The 19762-nt window shown below is 62.7% G+C and carries 19 protein-coding genes; 4 read left to right on the top strand and 15 right to left on the bottom strand.

Annotated elements, in window-relative coordinates; all coding sequences use genetic code 11:
* Positions 1–311: 311 nt before the first annotated feature.
* Positions 312–647 carry a flagellar hook-basal body complex protein FliE gene (gene fliE, locus PAN31117_RS10745; protein ID WP_150738185.1) on the top strand — a complete coding sequence of 112 codons (336 nt, stop codon included), beginning with the start codon at positions 312–314 and terminating at the stop codon, positions 645–647.
* A gap of 78 nt (positions 648–725) precedes the next feature.
* Here fliE and PAN31117_RS10740 read toward each other — a convergent pair whose 3' ends face one another.
* From PAN31117_RS10740 to PAN31117_RS10690, 11 genes are all read right to left on the bottom strand, one after another.
* Complete coding sequence (locus PAN31117_RS10740) at positions 726–1922, bottom strand: ATP-binding protein (protein WP_150738184.1); 1197 nt, start codon at positions 1920–1922, stop codon at positions 726–728.
* 258 nt (positions 1923–2180) lie between these two features.
* Positions 2181–2552 (bottom strand): EscU/YscU/HrcU family type III secretion system export apparatus switch protein, encoded by a 372-nt coding sequence (locus PAN31117_RS10735; protein ID WP_150738183.1) that lies wholly within the window; start codon positions 2550–2552, stop codon positions 2181–2183.
* Positions 2549–3958, bottom strand: coding sequence for a flagellar hook-length control protein FliK (fliK, locus tag PAN31117_RS10730; protein WP_150738182.1), 1410 nt, complete (start codon positions 3956–3958; stop codon positions 2549–2551). The genes PAN31117_RS10735 and fliK overlap by 4 nt, the downstream gene beginning before the upstream one ends.
* A gap of 41 nt (positions 3959–3999) precedes the next feature.
* Positions 4000–4338 (bottom strand): flagellar protein FliT, encoded by a 339-nt coding sequence (locus PAN31117_RS10725; RefSeq protein ID WP_150578041.1) that lies wholly within the window; start codon positions 4336–4338, stop codon positions 4000–4002.
* A complete protein-coding gene (gene fliS / locus PAN31117_RS10720) occupies positions 4331–4765 on the bottom strand; it encodes a flagellar export chaperone FliS (RefSeq protein ID WP_150738181.1) in 435 nt (144 codons plus the stop codon). The genes PAN31117_RS10725 and fliS overlap by 8 nt, the downstream gene beginning before the upstream one ends.
* Before the next feature lie 15 nt (positions 4766–4780).
* Positions 4781–6826 (bottom strand): flagellar filament capping protein FliD, encoded by a 2046-nt coding sequence (gene fliD / locus PAN31117_RS10715; protein ID WP_150738180.1) that lies wholly within the window; start codon positions 6824–6826, stop codon positions 4781–4783.
* A 155-nt stretch (positions 6827–6981) separates the two neighbouring features.
* The gene (locus PAN31117_RS10710; protein WP_150738179.1) at positions 6982–8379 is read right to left on the bottom strand and encodes a flagellin N-terminal helical domain-containing protein; all 1398 of its coding nucleotides are present in this window, start codon (positions 8377–8379) and stop codon (positions 6982–6984) included.
* 524 nt (positions 8380–8903) lie between these two features.
* Positions 8904–9563 carry a response regulator gene (locus PAN31117_RS10705; protein WP_010807699.1) on the bottom strand — a complete coding sequence of 220 codons (660 nt, stop codon included), beginning with the start codon at positions 9561–9563 and terminating at the stop codon, positions 8904–8906.
* Positions 9560–10480: a sensor histidine kinase gene (locus PAN31117_RS10700; protein ID WP_150738178.1), complete on the bottom strand. Its 921-nt coding sequence runs from the start codon at positions 10478–10480 to the stop codon at positions 9560–9562. The genes PAN31117_RS10705 and PAN31117_RS10700 overlap by 4 nt, the downstream gene beginning before the upstream one ends.
* Positions 10481–10851: 371 nt before the next feature.
* The gene (locus PAN31117_RS10695; protein WP_246189025.1) at positions 10852–12246 is read right to left on the bottom strand and encodes a sensor histidine kinase; all 1395 of its coding nucleotides are present in this window, start codon (positions 12244–12246) and stop codon (positions 10852–10854) included.
* Positions 12239–12910 carry a response regulator transcription factor gene (locus tag PAN31117_RS10690; RefSeq protein WP_046290162.1) on the bottom strand — a complete coding sequence of 224 codons (672 nt, stop codon included), beginning with the start codon at positions 12908–12910 and terminating at the stop codon, positions 12239–12241. The genes PAN31117_RS10695 and PAN31117_RS10690 overlap by 8 nt, the downstream gene beginning before the upstream one ends.
* Positions 12911–13172: 262 nt before the next feature.
* On the opposite strand from PAN31117_RS10690, the gene PAN31117_RS10685 reads away from it, so the two are divergent.
* The 3 genes from PAN31117_RS10685 (at position 13173) to PAN31117_RS10675 (ending at position 16140) form a co-directional block, all read left to right on the top strand.
* Entirely contained in the window at positions 13173–14213 is a 1041-nt protein-coding gene (locus PAN31117_RS10685; protein WP_370855745.1) for an ABC transporter substrate-binding protein, read from the top strand.
* 188 nt (positions 14214–14401) lie between these two features.
* A complete protein-coding gene (locus PAN31117_RS10680; RefSeq protein ID WP_150738177.1) occupies positions 14402–15235 on the top strand; it encodes an ABC transporter ATP-binding protein in 834 nt (277 codons plus the stop codon).
* A 23-nt stretch (positions 15236–15258) separates the two neighbouring features.
* Positions 15259–16140, top strand: coding sequence for an ABC transporter permease (locus tag PAN31117_RS10675; RefSeq protein WP_150738176.1), 882 nt, complete (start codon positions 15259–15261; stop codon positions 16138–16140).
* A gap of 85 nt (positions 16141–16225) precedes the next feature.
* Here the strand turns inward: PAN31117_RS10675 and PAN31117_RS10670 are convergent, their stop codons facing one another.
* The 4 genes from PAN31117_RS10670 to PAN31117_RS10655 all read right to left on the bottom strand — a co-directional run bounded on the left by PAN31117_RS10670 (position 16226) and on the right by PAN31117_RS10655 (position 19717).
* Positions 16226–16828 (bottom strand): BPSL1445 family SYLF domain-containing lipoprotein, encoded by a 603-nt coding sequence (locus tag PAN31117_RS10670; protein WP_150738175.1) that lies wholly within the window; start codon positions 16826–16828, stop codon positions 16226–16228.
* 331 nt (positions 16829–17159) lie between these two features.
* The gene (locus PAN31117_RS10665; RefSeq protein ID WP_150738174.1) at positions 17160–17636 is read right to left on the bottom strand and encodes a hypothetical protein; all 477 of its coding nucleotides are present in this window, start codon (positions 17634–17636) and stop codon (positions 17160–17162) included.
* Between the two features lie 42 nt (positions 17637–17678).
* On the bottom strand, positions 17679–18491 hold the full coding sequence (locus PAN31117_RS10660) for a response regulator (RefSeq protein WP_246189035.1): 813 nt from the start codon (positions 18489–18491) through the stop codon (positions 17679–17681).
* A 113-nt stretch (positions 18492–18604) separates the two neighbouring features.
* Positions 18605–19717 (bottom strand): ATP-binding protein, encoded by a 1113-nt coding sequence (locus PAN31117_RS10655; protein ID WP_246189024.1) that lies wholly within the window; start codon positions 19715–19717, stop codon positions 18605–18607.
* Between the last annotated feature and the right edge of the window lie 45 nt (positions 19718–19762).

The raw sequence follows: 19762 nt of genomic DNA, 5'->3' as shown, positions 1-19762 counted from the left end.
GTGCTCACTAACATGCGACAGAATTCTCCGGGTACGCGTGGCATCGGGCGCACATCCTCAAGTGGCTAAGGATTGGAAAGAAACTTGGTACAGGTGCGCACGATGCCGATGGTCCTGATTATTCGTTGGCGAATGTGGAATCGTTCTGAGGATTAGGCGGGTCTTTTCCCGTTAATTAAGCTATTGAGGGCTTGCCAAGGGGTGGTAAGCTCCGACGTGACTGATAAAAGGCAATTCGGTGTGAACTGCGGGTGTTTCGCGGGGTGCCGGATTGTTCTATCGACGCATCGACATAAGCAAGGACAAGCAAAATGGCCATTCCGGGGATCGAATCGGTATTGCAGAAGCTGGGCGGCGTAGCGTCGCAGGCGGCGGGCTCGATCATGGGCACGTCCAGTGCCGGCGCGGGTGCCGCGTCGAAGACGGGCGGTTTTGCGTCTGAGCTTGAGGCATCGCTCAAGCGCGTGTCGGCATCTCAGAACGGTGCCGAAGCGCAGGCCAAGGCCTTCGAAATGGGCGAGCCGGGTGTGGCGCTGAACGACGTGATGGTCGACCTGCAAAAAGCCAACATCGGCTTCCAGATGAGCCTGCAAGTGCGCAACAAGCTCGTTTCGGCCTACACAACTGTGATGAATATGCAGGTTTGATGGTTGGCTGAATGACTGCTGAAAGAGCCCCGTTTGCGACGGGGCTTTTTATTTGATATTAGGACTCGACAGCCGATTTCATACGGTCTCGGCCTCGACCGTGTTTGGCATGATTCGCTTAAGAAACTCGTGGAAGCGCGGTACGGTGAACGCGGCATCCCCAAGCGGGGCGGTGTAGAGCATGCCCTTGGTGACGAGATCGTTGCGTACGGGTTCCAGAACCTCCGAAGGTAGCCCCATCGCCTTCGCGACACGGCGGGAGTCGTGAGGCCCCTCACCAAGTTCTGCCATTGCACGCAAGTAGCTTCTCTCCGGCTGAGTCAGGCGTTCAAAGCGGAATCCATAAAAACCGTCATCCAATGCAGCGATGGCGGCATCCGAGACGTTATCGACATGATCTGGTGTGATCGGGCTTACGCTTGCCGCTCGCCAAGTGAGCTTTCCCCACTGTTGCAGGAAATATGGGTAAGCCCCCGACTGTTCGACGATGGCGTCAAGTGCGGCTGGCTGTATCGTGACGCCCGCCTGAGCGGCAGGCTCGGTGATCGCATCTCGAGCGGCTTCCAGCGTAAGCGGTCCAAGGCGATGGACATCGAACATCCGCTCGGCGTAGGACTTGGCGTCGCCAATGTGCTTGATCATTGGTGGAAGGCCTGCGCCGATAAGAATGACCGGTAGCTGAAGCTGGGTGCATCGATGGAGCGCGTAAAGCAGCGAAGACAATTCATGCTGCGGCATTCCTTGAAACTCGTCGATGAAGATCGCGAGTACCGTGTGTGCGGCGCGTGCGGCACGCCCCGCTTCAACCAACAATGCGCAAAGATCCAACTCCAGATCGCCACAGTCGGCCAGTCCGGGCTCCGGAGGGTAATCCATCCCGACTTCGATATCGCCGAACGATACTTTCAGTCCTATCACGAAGCCTGCGAGTGCTCGCAGCCCCCGAGTGACGGCTTCTCTTGCGCTCTGCATTCTGTTCATGCGAAGCAAAGCGACGCGTAGCGCCGGAGCGAGCGACGCAGGCAACGATTTGAATTCTGGCGCTTCGAGCCGAAGCGTAATCGAGTCACGTTGCTCGGCCTCGTACAGCAATCGTTCAAGCAAAACGGTCTTGCCAACGCCGCGAAGTCCGACCAGCAATTGACCATTGGCATGCCGCCCGATACGAAGGCGTTCGATACAAATTCGAACTTCCTCACGGATGTCATCGCGACCGGTCAAGGCGGGCGGGGCTGCGCCAGCGCCGGGATTAAAGGGGCTTAAGATGCCGTCCATTGTGATGTGATGGGGTCCAAAAAAGGGAAGCAAAGAGTCGTGTTCGGCCGGTATAGCCGTTGCACGTGCAGTCAATGCTATTGAGGTCCCTTGCGATCCGAGGACGACGGTGTGCGGACCGACGAGCGAATATTCCGCTGACGCCTTTGATGGCGGGCCTTGAGGTCCAATCGGAGGAATCGCCGTAGAGGATGCAATTCGGACGCTTCACGCCACACACGCATCAAACGTGCATGGCGTGACCTAGCGCCCGCGGTGTCAGGCGGACGGGGGGGAGGTGGGGAGTGATGGCGGGTTTTCGGCCGATGCGTCGGCCGGGATTTCCGGGGGCTGGATGCCCGGAGGGAGCGGGGGTGGTTTGCCGCCACGTCCGGCTTCCAGCTTGTAGAGCCATGCCAGCAGTTCGGCCACGGCCTGATACAACTGTGCAGGAATTCGCTGGTCGAGGTCGACCTGCATCAGCAGACTCACCAACTCCGGCGACTCGTGCACGTACAAGCCGTGCTCGCGTGCCGTGCGCACGATGGTCTCGGCCAGCAGGCCGTAACCCTTCGCGACGACACGCGGGGCCGAATCCTTCGCGCCGTAAGCCAGGGCGACTGCAGTGCGGCGTTCCGGTGGCAACGTCATGCTTCACCTCCGGTTTGCGGCGGGGTATCCGTCACGGGAACGGGCAGTTCTGCGGCTTCGACAACGGCGGGTGACACGCTGGACACAGTGGTAGCCCCCTGCGACGTCACATCATCGGCGTCGTCCAGCGCACCGAACGACAACTGACTCGCGATCAGGCCGACGGCCGCCAGCCGGTGGCGCAGGTCTTCGCCTTCGTTCGACAGCACATCCGTCGACGCCGTCGAATCGGTGAGCAAGCGCGCTTGCAACTGCTGACCCGACAAGCCCAGCGTGACGTCGATGGTCCCTAGCGATGGCAGCGTCAGGCGCAAATGCGTGTGCCACGTCGATGGCGCAGTGGCTTCGCCCGGCGCTGGCTGAGCGGGACGCTCTTCTACGCGCCACTCCATCGGCGCGCCAGGCCATGCCATGCCGTTCCATTGAAACTGCGGATTGACCAGCATGTCGAGTTGCTGACGGACCAGCGTCACGCTCTCGGCCGGTGTATTCGCGACAGCCGCAATCGCGCCCGCCGCCCCGTGCTGTTGCGCGTTCGCCGACGTGCCGCCGACCGCCTGCGCAGCGTCGCCGCCGTCATGTCCCGTTGGCAACACGCTGCTGGTCGTCTGCGCCACGCTTGCAGCATGTGCAAGCGCGGTCGCCGTGTTCGGAAGATTCGCACTGGCGCGCAGTCCGCCGTCGCCGGTATCACCCTGAGCGGGGGCCGTGCCGGTGCCAGGCTGTGCCGACGTGGGATTCGGTGTGGCCGACGGCAACGTGGAAGTCAGTGCGGACGGACTCAACGTCGGCCAGCCGGTGGCCAGCGCAGCCTCGCCGCCCGCCGGGCCGAGCAGGCGCGTCAACGGCCCGGGTCCGGGCAATGTGGCATCGGCACCGGCCGCACGCAATTGCGCTGCAAGATTGGCGGACGCTGGCCAACGCAACTGCGGCTCGGCCTGCAACTGCTCGAACGAACGGCTGCCCGAGGCCCATTGCGACAGATGCGATTCGTAGAAAAGCCCGCTCGCCGACAGCGCTTCCTTCAGTGCGGCGGCGACCAGCGGTGCCAGCGCGGGAGCGCCCGTGCCGGGTGCCGCAGGCCACACCGGCGCGCTCGCCTGGACGGGGCCGGGCGAGTCGGGCGCAAGACGCAGAATGGTGTCGATGGTACGCGCAGCGGCGGAGAGCGTTGCCTGCTGAACCGGCGTGGGGACACGAGCGGCCGTCTGTGACGTCGCATTGCCCAGCGCGACGGCGGTGGGTGAGGTCTTGGTGGCGAGGTCGCCAAGCGCGGAAGTGGCGTCGCCCGTCGGCTGTGAGCCGGCGATGGCGTTGGGCGCGGTCGTCGAAGACACCCCCACGCCGAGCAGCGAGTCGAGCCGCCGTGCGAGTGTCGTGGCCAGAACCGAGTCGAGACCGGCCATGCCTTACTCCGAAATGCGGGCGATGTGACGCGCTGCGCGCGTCAGGCGCCCAGGTTCAGGCCGTAAACTTCGTGCAGGGCACGTTGACGGCGCGTGCTGTTAATCATGGCGTCCAGGTGCGCCAGATGGGGCACCGCGAGATCGCGAATGGCGGCATCGTCGGCCAGAATGCGGCGAATGATGGCGTGCTTGCGCGTGCGCTCGTCGTCGGACAAAGGCAGATCGGCGTCGAGCTGTTTGATCGAGTCGACCTGTGCACGATACTGCGTCTCGAGATCGATGAGGGCATCCCAGTCGCCATCGCGCGCCACACCGAGCATGCGCTCCGTGAGACCGGCAATACTTTCGTAGCAGTTCAGCAAAGTCGTGGCTTCATTCATAGCGCACTCCGGTGCCCGCCTGAGCGGCGGGGGCACCCGTGCCGGTGTTCGGTGCGATCGCTCGCCAGGCCGATGCAATTGTCTCGAGCAGGGTGTCGACTTCTTGAATCTTGGCCACGTCGTTCTCGAGGTTGGCTTCGAGAAGACGTCGCCCCATGTAGTCGTAGAGATCACGCAAATTGCGCGACAGTTCCCCACCGACTTCCATATTCAAACCATCGCGCAGACCGCCGATGATCTCGATGGCTTTCGAGATGGCTTGCCCGCGCTCGACGATATGGCCAGCTTCGAAGTGAATGCGGGCTTTGGTGAGCGCAGCCTTGGCGCCGTCGAACAGCATCACGATGAGCTGGTGCGGGCTCGCGGCGACGACGCCGGTTTCGAGCCCGACTTTGCGATACGCATTGGCGGCGTTCTGACCGTACATGACTCTTTGCCCCGCTTACTTCGAAGACGAGGAAGAAGAACCGCCGAGCACCTGCTTGAGGTAGTCGCTGGTGTTCTGGAGCTTGGCCATCGTCGCGTCGAGCGCCGTGAACTGAGCCAGATAACGGTTCTGCATCTGCGTCATCTGGTCTTGCCAGTCGGTTTCCTGCTGCTTGATCTGCTTGATCGACGTATTCAGGTTGTTCGTCGCGCTCGTCACCGCGCCCTTGGCGCTCAGGAAGTCGCCCACCTGTGTGTTCAGGAGCGACGCGAAGCCCTGCGAGAAGCCGATGTTGCCGCGATTGCCCGTGGCCGTGCCCGACACCGTGATCTTGAGGCCGTCGATCGGCGTGCCTGCGGCGCCGGTGAGCGTCTGACCGCTACCCACTGCGGTGAAACCGCCGATGGTTCCGACGACGTCCAGCCCGGTCGTCGTGTTGTTGCCGTTGAACAGCTGGTTGTAAGCCGAGCCGCCCGTGACGATCACTTTCGACGCCGAGCCGTAACGGTTCGACGTAATCGTCAGGATGCCGTTGTTCGATGCGACCGACACGCCCGACTGGGCGGTGGTGAACTTGTTGTTGCCGTTGATCGCCGCCTGAATGGCAGAGGCCAACTTGTCCTGCGTATAGGTACCCGGCGGAATCAGCACGCTGGCGATGTTGCCGTCGAGCGAGATCTGGAGTTCGTTGCTGCCGGCCGCAATCGTGGTCGTCGCACCCAGCGTGATCGCACCGGTGGTGGTGCCTTGCGTGGCCGCCTGCGAAATGTTGATGCCGTACTGGCCCGGCTGCGTCGCGTTCGTCGAGCTGGTGAAGCTCACCAGACTGTCGGTCGTCTGACCGTTGGTTGCGAACAACGAGGCCAGCGCGTTGAAGCCGTTCGTCGAGTTCATCGCCTTGTTCAGGGCGGTGGTGTCGACGGACAGCGTGCCGTCTTTATTGAAACCGACGCCGACCTGCGCGAGCGACGCGAGGCCTGTCGAACCGACGCCCGGCAGCTTGCCGTTCAGAATCTGGGTCAGGCGGTTCTGCACGAGCTGAACCGTCGAGTCGCCGATCAGCGGACCGTTGTTCGCGCCGTTGCCTGCCGAGTCGAACGCGGTGAGTTTGCCGATCGTCGATTGCAGCGTGTTGTAGGCCGAGGCGAACGACTGCACGGCTTGCGTGACGGCCGCAGAGTTGCGGCTGGTCGTCACCGTGGTCGAGCCGACCTTCGTCAGATTGAGCGTGACGCCGGTGACCGATTTGGTCACGGTGTTCGTGGCGCTGGTGACCGCCAGACCGTTGATGGTCAGGTTGGCGTTTTGCGCCGCGCTCGTTTGCGTCAGATTCTGCGTGCCGGTCGGGTCGTTGGCCAGCAGGTTGGTGACCGTGGGATCGCCGCCGGCGGCCACATCGATCTTCATGCTCATGTTCTGGCCCGTCGTCTTCGAGGTGAGCACGAGACGATAAGGCGTGCCGCTGCCATCGTTGACGATCGTCGCCACGGCGTCGCCGTTCTGGGCGTTGATCGCGTCGCGAATGCCGGTCAGCGAGTTGTTGCTGCTGTCGATCGTGAGGTTGATCGGTGAGGAGCTGGCGTTGGCCGCAAAGCTCGCGCCCGAATATTTGCCGTCGGTCAGCGTGCCGCCCGTGATCGTGCCAAGGGTAATCGTCACCTTGGTGGACGTGCCCGTACCGATCGTGCTCGTCTGGCTCGAAAAGCCCGATGTGGTCAGACTTTGCGCCTGGGCGAGCTGCGAGACGGCGATGGACCACTGGCTGACGTTTGCCGTCGAGTCGGCGGTAGCTGCCAGGATCGTGTTGTCGCCGACTGCCGCTGCGACTTGCAGAAACTGCGAAGCGCTGGAGAGCGTGCTGAGCGAGGTCTGGAACGCAGACAACGCCGATTGCAGCTGGCCGATGGCGGAAAGCTTCGTGTTGTACGCCGCTTCCTGGTTTTGCAGCAGAGTGAGCTTGTTCGTGGCAGGCGTCATCAGACTCTTGACGAGTGCATTGACGTCCAGGCCTGACCCGATCCCTGGGGAGGAAATTGTGCCCGGTCCGTTAGAAGTTGCCATGATGTGCTCTCACTCCGTTGAATTGATCGTTGCTACCCGGACCGTCCAAAACGCGATGGCCCGTAAAACACGCGGCGGCGGCACCGTTTCGCAGTGACGCCGCCGTCGACCCGGCGAGCTTGCGCCCACCGGGTGTGTCAAGCACTACTCCGGTATTACTGGAGGAGCTTGAGCACTTGCTGCGGCAGCTGGTTAGCTTGCGACAGCATCGAGATACCAGCTTGTTGCAGGATCTGCGAGCGGGTCATGTTAGCCGTTTCCGCTGCGTAGTCCGTGTCCTGAACGCCCGAACGTGCCGAGGTCAGGTTTTGCGTCGTTGCCGACAGGTTGCTCACAGCCGACTGGAAGCGGTTTTGAATTGCGCCCAGCGTTGCGTTGAACGAGTCAGCCGTGCCGATGGCTGCGTCGATCTGAGCAACCAGCTTCGTTGCCGAGTCGACCGTCAGTGCGTTAGCCGTCGAGAGGCTGCCGCTGACTGCCGAGCTGCCTGCTGCCACGCCGATTTGCGTCAGCTTGGCGGCCGTGCCACCCACCGTGAAGTTCTGGCTCGAGACCAGGTTCAGCTTGCCGGTCGAGTCGACGAATGCCGTCACGCCGCTGCCGCTGGCGCTGATGGCGTCAGCCAGTTCGCCCACGGTCTTGAACGTGCCGGTGATCGACGTAGCCGTTGCCGAGCCAGCCGCTTGCAGCGTCAGGTCGTTGCCCGTCAGGGTCAGCGGCGACAGAGCCGTCTTCACGCCGGTCGACGAACCCGTACCCGTCGTAGCGGCCAGGGTTGCCGGGACGGTGACGCCGGTCAGGCCGGTCGTCGTCATGTTGATCGCAGCAGCGGTCGTGTTGGTGAAGTCGATTTCACCCGTCGTCGCGTTAGCGGCGGCGATGTTCGTGCCAGCGGCCGTGTTGATTGCGGCGGCCAGGTCGGCTGCCGTGTTGTACGTGCCGTTCGCGACTGCCGTGCCACCGACCGAGATCGAGTTGGCGGCGTCGAGCGTGATCGAACCGAACTTGGCAGCCGTCGTTGCCGTTGCCAGCGCAACACCACCGATCGAGCCAGCGCCCATGTTCTGGCTCAGCGAGACCGAGATCGACTGGCCGGCGTTGGCGCCAACCTGGAAGTTCGCCGTGCCCATCGTGCCGTTGAGCACCGACAGACCGTTGAACTGCGTTTGTTGTGCCGTGCGGGTGATTTCCGACAGACGTTGCTGAACTTCCTGGTCGATAGCGGCGCGGTCCGAAGCCGAGTTCGTGGCGTTCGTTGCTTGCACTGCCAGCGTACGGATACGTTGCAGGTTGTCCGAGATCGACGACAGGCCGCCAGCAGCGGTCTGCACCAGCGAGATGCCGTCGTTGGCATTGCGCTGAGCTTGCGTCAGACCGTTGATCTGCGACGTCATACGGTCGGTAATGGCCAGACCGGCGGCATCGTCAGCGGCGCTGTTGATGCGCAGACCCGACGACAGACGCGTGATCGACGTTTGCAGGCTGGATTGCGACGTGCTCAGGTTGCGCTGGGCGATCGTCGAGAAGATGTTGGTATTGATGACAGATGACATTTAGCCACTCCTTTCCCAAAATTTTTTGGCTCCGGCTTAAGCGCCGTAACTTTGGCTCACCAGCCAATCGCCGAAAGCCGCCGTTGTAGGGGATATCGGACGCGCTTTGGGAAAATTTAGGGTGGCTTTGCAAAATGCTTCACCGGCCCCCATCGACCTGGCGGGTCGATGTCGGAAAAACGCTAGTGAGCCAGTCTACAAATTTCCTCCACGATTGATCCGTCAAGGAAAGGGGCAATGTGCCGCCTATTCATGTCCTGTAAGGCTCGGAGAGGTGGTGGATGCGTCGGGAGAGGAGGTGGCGGCGAGGGCAATTCTCAAGTGCCGGGATCCGTATTCGGCAGGCCGAAAAAATTTTCGCGATGCTATGAAAATTTCTTGGAAGCTTGAAAAATGTGTGCCAGAAACGAAAGCGGCCCGCTGGTGCGGGCCGCGAAGTGAGTACTTAGTTCTGAAAATTCGGCGGGAATCTTGTAGGAATTGTGGCGTTACTGCCAGCCAGATTTCGCCAGTGATCGCCGCGATCAGGCACAGACGGGTCCCATCTCCGCGCTGACAAGGCCGTGTTGCATCACGTAATAGGTGAGCTCGGCGTTATTGTTCAGGCGCATCTTCTCTAATAGACGGGTGCGGTACACGCTCACGGTCTTGACCGAGAGCGACAGCGCGTTGGCGATGTCGGTGAGGCGCTTGCCCGAGCCGATCATGCACAGCGTCTGGTATTCGCGATCCGACAGGCGTTCGTGCGGCGGCTGGTCGGCGTCCGGTCCGAGATAGTCGGCGAGCGTTTCTGCGACCATCGGGCTCACGTACTTGCGACCGGCGGCGACTTGTCGCACGGCCGAGACCAGTTGCTGGGCGTTCGAGCGTTTGCTCAGGTAACCGGCGGCACCCGCCTTGAGCGCGCGCAGCGCAAACTGACCTTCGCCGTACATGCTGAAGATCATGATCGGCAGACGCGGGTGTTTGCGTCGCAGGGTCTTGAGAATCTCAAGACCATTGGTGTCGGGCAGCGAGATATCTAGCAGGACGATGTCCCACTGCGCTGCGTCGGTCATCTCCAGCGCTTCTGCGCCGCAGTCGGCTTCGCCAATGACGGCGATGCTCCCGCTATCGGAGAGCAATTGCCGGACGCCCTGGCGCACGATGGCGTGGTCGTCGACGATGAGCACTCTAAGCGTCATGATGCGTATCCGTGAAGAGCAAGCGATTCCGGGCCGTGCTGGCCGGTCGGGGCAGGCAGGATCTGATGCCAGGGAAGCCGTGCGCTGACGAGCGTCCCCGATCCTTGAACACTGCCGATACGTAGCGTGCCGCCGAGCGCCGTACAGCGCTCGCGCATGCCAACCAATCCGAAATGTCCCTGCTTGCGACGCGAGCCGCGGGCCAGCCCGCAACCGTCGTCGGAAATCGTGAGTTTGAGTGAACGGTGGCTGCCATCGAGCGCCACGACCACGCGCGTGGCGCGGGCGTGACGGGCAACGTTGGTCAGCGCTTCCTGAGCGATGCGATACAACGCCAGCACCGCGTCGGGAGTGAGGTTCGCAACGCGCTCGCGCGTCACGTCGTCGCAGCGCCAGATGCACGTGAGACCGCTTTGCTCACTGACGCCGCGCAGCCAGACGCGCAGCGAAGTGACGAGGCCCGCGTCGAGCGCGGGCGGGCGGTTGCGTCCAACGAGTTCGTCGGCCGCGTCTTGTGCAGCGTTCGCTACGTTTTGAATCTGGGTGCAGAAGGATTGCCATTCGGCGGCGTCTGCGGGCGCGTGCGTCGCAAGACGGGCGACGACCAGTTGCAAGGCCGTGAGGTGAGCGCCAAGCCCGTCGTGCATTTCCTGCGCGAGTCGCGTGCGCTCGGCTTCGCGTGCTGCGTCGATCTTGCGTGCGACGGATTGCGCGAGCGGCCGGGGCGATGCCTTCGAGGTGGCACGCGCTGCGCGCGAGGCGGGCTCCACGGGCAGTGCGCTGTCACATGTGGGTTGTACGGGGTGTGCAGGCTGATCCGTCACCGTCTGCGGCGTCGTGGCGCGCGTGTGCAACGCGTCGTCAATCGACACGCGACGTCTCGCAGCCTGTGCGGCAGGATCGACGAGAAACGGCATGGAGGCAAATCCCTGAGAGAAAAAGTCCCGTGCCGCAACCCACGCGGCGAGACCCACATTCAATTTAACAAACTTTACATTTCGTCACAATTACACGCGGCGGGCACCCGCATGGTTGACAGCGATGCGTAACTATTTGATTTGGATCAAGAAGTTTTCGCTTGCTTGAGGGGATTTCTGCGAAGACCCCGAATATATCAGGGTTTGTCCTAGCGCATCCAGTCGAGCGTATGTTTCAAACGACATTCTCAGTCCAAAACGGTCATAACGCCTGAATTGACGACGTTATTTCATACGATTGTTATTTTCTTTCAGACGAGGGCGCGGGTATACCACGCGCCCCATCGGTGAACCGCCTCACGTGGCGTTCCTTATAGGACGTTGCGTTCGGTCTCCGAATCTAAGGGGAGCGTCACGCTGACGATCAGTCCGATGCCGTGCGCGCCTGGCGACAGCGTCACCGTGCCATGGCTGGCCGCCACGATTTCTTTTACGATGGCCAGCCCCAGACCCGTGCCGGGCTGACCCGGCGGCGCGTTACGGTAGAAACGTTCGAATACACGCTGACGTGCCTCGGCCTGAATGCCGGGTCCATCGTCGATGACGCGCAGGCGGGCGGTGCTGTCCGGACAGTCGATCGCGACGGTCACGCGTCCACCCTCGTGGATATAGCGGATCGCATTGTCGACAAGATTCATGACCATCGCATGAAACAGCTCGCCATTACCTGATACCCACACATGCGCCTCGGCCGTCTCCAGCCCGAGATCGATGTTGCGCCGCTGCGCCAACCCGACCAGTTCTTCCAGCACCCCGGCCGCCACTGTCACCAGATCCACCCGCGAACGCGAGAACGCCGGCGTGTCCGCCGCCTCGGCCTGCGAGAGCAGCAACAGCTTGTTCGTCAGATCGGCGAGGCCCCGGCTGCTCGTCTGCATGGCGGCCAGCACATCGGCGAGCGCGGCGCGGTCGTCGAGCTGCGCGGCGAACTGCAACTGCGTGTCGAGCAGCGTGAGCGGCGTGCGCAACTGATGGGCGGCATCGGCGACAAAGCGACGCTGTTGCTGCGCCTGTGCCGAGAGCCGCTGAATACACAGGTTGATCGCGTCGACGATGGGACGCAGTTCCGTTTGCAATTGCCCGGCGCGGATCGGCACCAGTTCCTGCGGCGCGCGTCCGGCCACTTCGTCCTTGAGCCGGATGAGTGGATGCAACTCGACCGTCAAGCCGATGAGGACCAGCACGGCGGCCAGCGCGGCCATGGCGATTTGCCGGTGGAGAGACGGCTCCCACAACTGCGCCAGCATCTGGTCGTAGGCGTGCATCGTCTCTGCGACCACGACCGCCACCCGATACGGTTTGCCCGAGTCGTACATCGTGCGCACGAAGCTGATCGCGCGCAGCGGCTCACCGTTTACTGTGACGTTCGAATACGTGGGGACGGTCGCGGGAAACAGCGGTGGATGGGGGAAATCGGGCGGCCCGGCGAGCAATCGTCCGTCTTCCGTGATGACCTGATAAAACACCCGGTCGCGCGCGGGCGACGCGAACAGCTCCAGTGCAGAGGGTGGCACGCTCGCGCGCAGCGCACCGTCGACCCAGGTGAGTTCGCCCGCAATGACCTGGGCGGATGTGAGCAAGGCCCGATCTTGCACGAGTTCGGCTGTGTCATGTGCGCTGCGATAAGCGAGCCACGCGCTCGCGCCGATATACAGCGAGAGCGGAAGCATCAGCCACATCAGCAGCCGGACGCGCAGACTAAGCATCTTTCTCGCGCAGCAGATAACCGAGACCGCGCAGGGTCATGATGGCTGCCCGGCTCGTTTCGAGTTTCTTGCGAAGCCGGTGGATGTAGATCTCGATAGCGTCGGCGCTGGGTTCGTCGTCCAGTCCGAATACGCCATCGACTAGCGCGCTCTTCGCCACGGTCTTGCCCTGCTTGCGCATGAGGATTTCGAGCACGGCGTGCTCGCGCGACGGCAACGCCAGCGGCGCACCGGCAATCGTGAATTGCCGCGTGCCGGCGTGATAGCTCAGATCGGCGCACACGAGATCGGCGCTTTGCTCCGGTGCGTGACGACGCGCCAGCGCCTTCACGCGGGCGATCAGTTCGCGCACTTCGAAGGGTTTGACGAGATAGTCGTCGGCCCCGGCCCCCAGGCAATCGACCTTTTCGTCGACCGAACCGCTGGCCGTCAGGATGATGACGGGCACGTTATTGCGCCGCTCGCGCAGCCGCCGCAAGACATGCTTGCCGCCGAGCTTGGGCAGCATCAGATCGAGTAGCACCACGTCATACGTTTCCGTTTGCAGCAGACGGTCGGCGGCGTCGCCATCGCGCGCGGCGTCGACAGTGAAGTTGTCGTCGCGCAGCATGCGGGCGAGCCAGTGGGCCAGAGTCTCATTATCTTCGATCAGCAGCAGTTTCATGACGGCGAATGCAGAATGCGACGGCGAGTGTGCCCGTGGAACGTGGGCGCGCCAACAGCGGGTAAACACCCATGAGCATTGGGCGAAAACCTGCATGGGGCGAAAGCTTGATGAAAGCTTCGGTTTTCTACAATTTGCTTCAAGGCAGAGGATACGCATCAGAGGACCGCTGCCCGGGCCCAGTGACAGAGATATCACGACGGGCCGGCCGGCACCACAATCGGTTCGGGCCATTATCCCTAAAAACGATGGAGACACCACAATGCGAGCAAGCCTTGGCGTGCGTGCGCCGAAAGCCTTCGTGAAACCTGTTCTGGCCGCCGTTTTCGGTGTGTCGATGGCGCTGGCCGCCGCACCGGGTTTCGCTGCCGATAGCGGCAAGATCACGATCATGGTCGGTGGCATCACCAAGATGGTCTATCTGCCGGCCAAGCTCGCCGAGCAGCTCGGCTACTTCAAGGAAGAAGGCCTGAACGTCGAACTGCTGTCGCAGCCGGCCGGTGTGGACGCCGAAAACGAATTGCTCGCCGGTGCCGTGCAGGCCGTGGTCGGCTTCTACGATCACTCGATCGATTTGCAGAGCAAGGGCAAAGAGATCCAGGCCATTGTCGTGTTCGGCCAGGTGCCGGGCGAAGTGGAACTGGTCAACGCCAAGAGCAAAGACACCATCAAGAGCATGGCCGACGTAAAGGGCAAGACCCTTGGCGTGACCGGTCTGGGCTCGTCGACGAACTTCCTCACGCAGTATCTGGCCGCCAAGCACGGTCTGACTTCGGCGCAGTACTCGGTGTTGCCGGTGGGCGCGGACAACACGTTCATCGCGGCCATCAAGCAAAACCGTATCGACGCTGGCATGACCACCGAGCCGACCGCCTCGCAATTGCTCAAGACTGGCGACGCTGCCGTGCTCGTCGACATGCGCACGATGGAAGGCACCGTCGCTGCGCTGGGCGGCGCTTACCCGGCATCGAGCCTGTACGTGCAGCGCGCGTGGCTCGACAAGCACAAGCCGGAAGCTCAGAAGCTCGCCCGCGCCTTCGTGAAGACGCTCAAGTTCATCAACACGCACTCGGCGGCCGAGATCACCGAGAAGATGCCGAAGGATTACTACGGCAACAACAAGGCGCTGTACGTGCAGGCCTTGCAGAATTCGCTGCCCATGTACTCGCCGGACGGCCGCATGCCGAAGGACGGTCCGGAGACCGTGCTGAAGGTGCTCTCCGCGTTCAACCCGAACGTCAAGGGCAAACACATCGATCTGTCGAAGACGTACACCAACGAGTTCGTCGATCAGGCCAAGTAAGTCTGTTCGCAACGACTTGCATCGGTTGACCCTGTAGTACCGGCGCGCGGTCCCCACGACGCGCAGCCCTTACCCGTAAAACGCCAGGCCGCCCGCACCCGACCCATGTCAGGTGTGCGGACCGGCTCAGCCCTCGCAAACGCAATAACAGTGCTTAACACCGTTCCGACGTTATTCAGGAGCCGGGCATGACCCAGACCATTACCCCTACGGCACCGGCGCGCGCGGCAAGCGCCGTGTCACGCGACACGCCTGCCATCGAGTTCGACAATGTGTCGTGCCGCTTCATCTCGCCGGACGGCAAAGCCACCATTGCGCTGCGCAACTTCAGCATGTCGGTGGCGCGTGGCGAATTCGTCGCCATCGTCGGCCCGACCGGTTGCGGCAAGTCGACCACGCTGTCGATGATCACCGGCCTGCTGCGCCCGACCGCCGGCAGCGTGCGTGTGATGGGCCAGCCGGTCAACGGCATCGACCCGCGCATCGGCTTTGTCTTCCAGAACGACGCAGTTTTCCCGTGGCGCAGCGTGCGCGATAACGTGGCCGCCGGTCCGCTGTTTCGCGGTCAGTCGAAGGATGCCGCTTATGCGCAGGCCGACGAATGGATCAAACGCGTCGGGCTGGACAAGTTCGGTAGTCACTATCCGCACCAGCTCTCGGGCGGGATGCGCAAGCGCGTGGCTCTCGCGCAGACCTTCATCAACAACCCCGAAATCCTGTTGATGGACGAACCTTTCTCGGCGCTCGACATGCAAACGCGCACGCTCATGCAAGACGAGCTGCTGCAACTTTGGTCGTCGACGTCGGGCTCGGTGGTGTTCGTCACGCACGATCTCGAAGAAGCGATTGCGCTGGCCGACCGGGTATTTGTGCTCACGGCTCGCCCGGCGACGTTGAAGAACACGTACACGATCGATCTGCCGCGTCCGCGCGTGATGTCCGAGATTCGCTACGAACAGCGCTTCATCGACATCTCCCGCGAGATCTGGGCGGATCTGCGTGAAGAAGTGAAGATCGGTTGAGTCGCACGGAGCGCACGGAGGATATGAACATGAGTGAACAAGCTATGCAGGCGGCGATGCCCGCCGGACTCGGCGACGCCGATCTGGCACGCGAGGAAGCGGTGGCGCAACGCCGTATCAAACAACGTCGCGCGCTGGTGGTGTTTCTGCGCGTGGCGATTCTGGTGGTCGGGCTGGGCGGCTGGGAAGTGGCGGCGCGCATCGGCTGGATCGATCCGTTCTTCTTCTCGCAGCCGACGCTGATCGTTCAGCAGATTTACGACTGGTGCGTGGAAGGCACGTCGCAGGGACCGCTCTGGACGCAGGTACTCGTCACGCTCGAAGAGACCGTGCTGGGCTTTCTGATCGGTGGTGTGGCGGGGGTGATCTGCGGCATCGTGCTAGGTCGCAACAAGCTGCTCTCGGACGTCTTCAGTCTCTACATCCAGATCGCCAACTCGATTCCGCGTGTAGTGCTCGGTTCGATCTTCGTGATCGCATTCGGTCTGGGCATGGCGTCGAAGGTGGCGCTCGCTGTGGTGATGGTGTTCTTCGTGGTGTTTGCGAACGCCTTCCAGGGCGTACGTGAGGCCGACCGCTACATGATTGCGAATGCACAGATTCTCGGCGCGTCGCGCCGTCAGGTGACGATGTCGGTCGTGATTCCGTCGGCGCTGTCGTGGATTCTCGCGAGCTTGCACGTGAGCTTCGGCTTCGCGCTCGTGGGTGCAGTCGTTGGCGAATTCCTCGGGTCGAAGCAGGGCATCGGTCTGCTGATCTCGACCGCACAGGGGGCATTCAACGCCAGCGGCGTGTTCGCGGCGATGATCGTGCTGGCCGTGGTCGCGCTGGGAGCGGACTGGTTGCTGACGTCGCTGGAGAAGCGGCTGTTGAAGTGGCGTCCGGCGGCGTTCTCCAACGAGTAATCTTCGCGTACGGTAAAAAACAAAGCGGCGTCACTTCTGCAAGTGACGCCGCTTTTCCTTTGGAGATACTGATGACCGTAGTGCGTCAGATCTTCAGCTTGGTGACCTTCGTCCCTTCGATGTTCAGGTTGGCCATGAGACCGGCGTTGGTCATCACGATCACTTCCACCGGCGAGGTCGCGGTGTTGAGGTCGACCGCACCGTTCGCACCGATCTTCACGACAGCCACCGAGGCGTCGGCACCGGCCGTCCAGCCGTCCGTGCGCTGGAATTTGTCGAGGGCGTCCTGCGTCATGAACAGGAAGATGACGGCCTTAGATTGCGCGCCGATCTGAAGACCGAACGACGCCGTCACCGTATTGTAGTAACCCTGCGTCCTGCCGCCCACGCGCAGCGCACCTTCGCCGTATTCGCCGCCCACCACGAAGCCCGCTTGCAGCACCGACGGGAAGACGAGCACGCCGCGCGCCTTGCTCACCAGTTCGCGTGAGCCCTTCACCGAGGCGTACATCTTGTCGAGCGCGCCGTTCACCGACGCGTCGATCTCCTGACGCTTGCTGGCGTTGGCAGACGGTGAGCTGTCGCTCTGGCTGGACTGAGTCGGGGTCGTTGTCGTGCAGCCTGCAAGCGCAAAGGCGGCAGCGGCGACAGCGACGGAAGTTTTCATCAGGAATTCGCGTTTTTGCATTTTCTCCCTCCGGAAAGCATGTGCCGTGCGCAGAGCGTAGCGGCGTGGATGTGGATTAAACGTCAGGCCGATGGGAACGTGCCTTTCGGCACCGGTCCCCGCAGCATTGAAGCGGGTGATGAGGACGATCGTTTGGCATCCGACGGATGCCGATGGTGACGGTTGATCGGCCAGAGAGCGTAGCGTGATGTCCGTTTCACGGTGTCGCGAAGGCGGAAATCGTTGCATCGGCGTGACGTCGATTATGCGGTCTCTGACGGTATTGTCAAGAAAATTGCGCGACAAGTTCCGCTAACGTGTTGCTATCTTTCGCTAACTTGTAGGTGTCCGCCTACGTACACTCGCGCATGTATTGCTCTTTGAGTGCTTTGCGCGGGTTTGTGCGTGTAGGAATGTCGACGCGATTGCCTGCAGGCGAATCGACGCGTTGATCGCGGGTGTACACCGGCTTGTCCGGCGTGTTGGCGATCTTGTCGGCGAGCGTCTTGCAGTAGTCGCGTTTGCTCGGCGCGGCAGCGGCGGAAGATGCCTCCTGTGCGGCGGCCTGATTGCGGGCGGCCTGCGAGCATTGCTCCGGCGGTAACGCGCGACCGACGCTATCGAAGCATACCGGCGTTTGCGCAAAGACAAAGCCGCTCGCGCCGAGTAACAGGGACGCGGCAGTGATCTTCAGCAGGCAGTGGATCGATCTGACGGACGACGGTGCGTCGCCAAACTCGGCAGTGCCAACGATTGTCGATGCGCGGTGTGTGGCAGGGGAAGCGGTGCTCAGGAACATCGGGGACAGCGTGGCGGTGCGGCGTGGCATCGACATTCTCCTCAATGAATCCCGCTTGGGCAGCGGGTGCGCCTATTCTGGCACCGCCCCGGCCGGGTTGTCGATAGCCGCGACGCCGGGTCGCACCGTCGGCATGGTCAACGAGACGGACGCGGCCGGGATGTCCGTGCGCAACTCCAGCCGGTAACCCACGCCGTAGATCGAGCGCACGATCTCCTCGTCCGGCCGGATTGCCTGCAACTTGCGACGCAGATTCTTGATGTGGCTGTCCACCGTGCGGTCGGCGACCACGCGGTGATCGTCGTACATCCGGTCGAGCAGATGCGCGCGCGGGAACGTCTTGTCGGGATGGCTGGCGAGCGTGGCGAGCAGTCGCAGCTCGACCGGTGTTAGCGGCAGTTCATGCCCATCGAGCTTCGCGTGATGACGCACCGCATCAATCACGAGCGCCGGCGTTGGCGCAGCGGTGGGCGTCGGCATTGCGGTGCCAGCGCTGGCCATCGCACCGCCGCGCACGCGTCGCAGGATCGCCTTGACGCGCGCGACCACTTCACGCGGGCTGAAGGGCTTGCAGATGTAGTCGTCGGCACCGAGTTCGAGTCCGAGCAGGCGGTCGGTTTCCGCCGCGCGCGCAGTCAGCATCACGATAGGTACTTCGGAAATCTCGCGCACGGCGCGGCAGACTTCGAGGCCATCCATGCCCGGCAGCATCAGGTCGAGGAGCACCAGACGCGGTTGCGTTACGCGCACGGCCGGCAGCACGTCGCGCCCGTCCGTCAGGATGCGACACGGCATGCCGGCCACGCGCAGATACTCGGCGAGCAGCGCGGCGAGTTTCGGCTCGTCTTCGACGATCAGAATCGGCGCAGCGTCCGAGAGCGCCACGGCGGCGGGCGTCGAGACGATGGACGAATGCGCTGGCAGCGTGGGCGTGAGGGAGGAAAGGCTTGAAGCGCTTTGCAGGGATGTCGACGAGTGCGTGTGCATAAAGGGCAGGCTCAACTCAGGGTCGTCAGGGCTTGGGTGCCAAAACAGCTGGCGGCCGCGCTCAGTGCGCAGGCCGTCGATGTCGATGCGGCAGCGCCGGTCGCGGCCGGGTTCTGACGCGGGAGGGTGATTGCCAGCGCCAGACCGCCCAGCGGCGAGTGTCGCGCGGCGATCTGACCGCCGTGCGCTTCGACAATATGTTTGCAAAGTGCGAGTCCGAGGCCCGCACCGCCGCTGCGTCGGCTGCGCGACGCTTCGACCCGGAACAGGCGCTCGAACAGGCGGGGCAGGGCGTCGTCCGGTACGCCGGGCGCGGAGTCTTCGATCTCCAGACGCAATTGTGTCTCGGTCGCCGACAGATAGACACGCACTGCGCCGCCACCGTCGGTATAGCGCAACGAATTCTCAAACAGGTTGCCGATGAGCTGCGTGAGACGGTGCAGGTCGCCGTCGACCGTGAGCGTGTCGTTCGGGAGGTGCACGTTCAGCGCAATGCCCTTGGCTTCGAACCAGTCGCCGAAGGCGGCGACCGATGTCGCGACGCGCTCGGTCATGTCGACCGGCGCGAACTCGTAGGTCAGCGCGCCCACATCGGAAAGCGACAGTTCGTACAGGTCGTCGATCAGCTTGGAGAGCAACGAGATCTCAACCCGCAGCGAGGCGAGCGCGTCCTGCGTGAGCGGTCGCACTCCGTCTTCCATCGCTTCGATTTCGCCGCGCAGGATCGACAGCGGTGTGCGCAGTTCGTGGGAAATATCGGCGAGCAGATTGCGGCGCAGGCGGTCGTTCTGCGCCAGCGTGTCGGCCAGACGGTTCAGGTCGACGGCGAGCCGCGCGAGCTCGTCTGCCCCGGCGGTGGGGGCACGCACGCTGTAGTCGCCCATCGCCATGCGGTGCGTGGCTTCGAGCAGAGGCGTGACGGGCACGAGCAGACGCTGGGCGAGCCGCAGCGCGACAGCGCCGAGCAGGGCGATGCCGAGAATCGCCAGATACATCAGGTTGTCGCCGCGTAACCAACTGTGTCCGCCCACGGCGGCACGCACGATGGCCGTCGTGGCCGCCATGGTGACCAGACCCGTCGCGAAGATCGCGAGGAACAGCTTGCGAGTGATGCCTGAATTCATGCGCTCGGGTGTTCTGACGAAGTTAGCGGCTGAAATTGACTGCTG

Source organism: Pandoraea anapnoica (assembly GCF_902459765.1).
Classification (GTDB): domain Bacteria; phylum Pseudomonadota; class Gammaproteobacteria; order Burkholderiales; family Burkholderiaceae; genus Pandoraea; species Pandoraea anapnoica.
The sequence above is the reverse complement of the archived record's forward strand: the minus strand, read 5'-3'. Positions and strand labels throughout refer to the sequence as shown.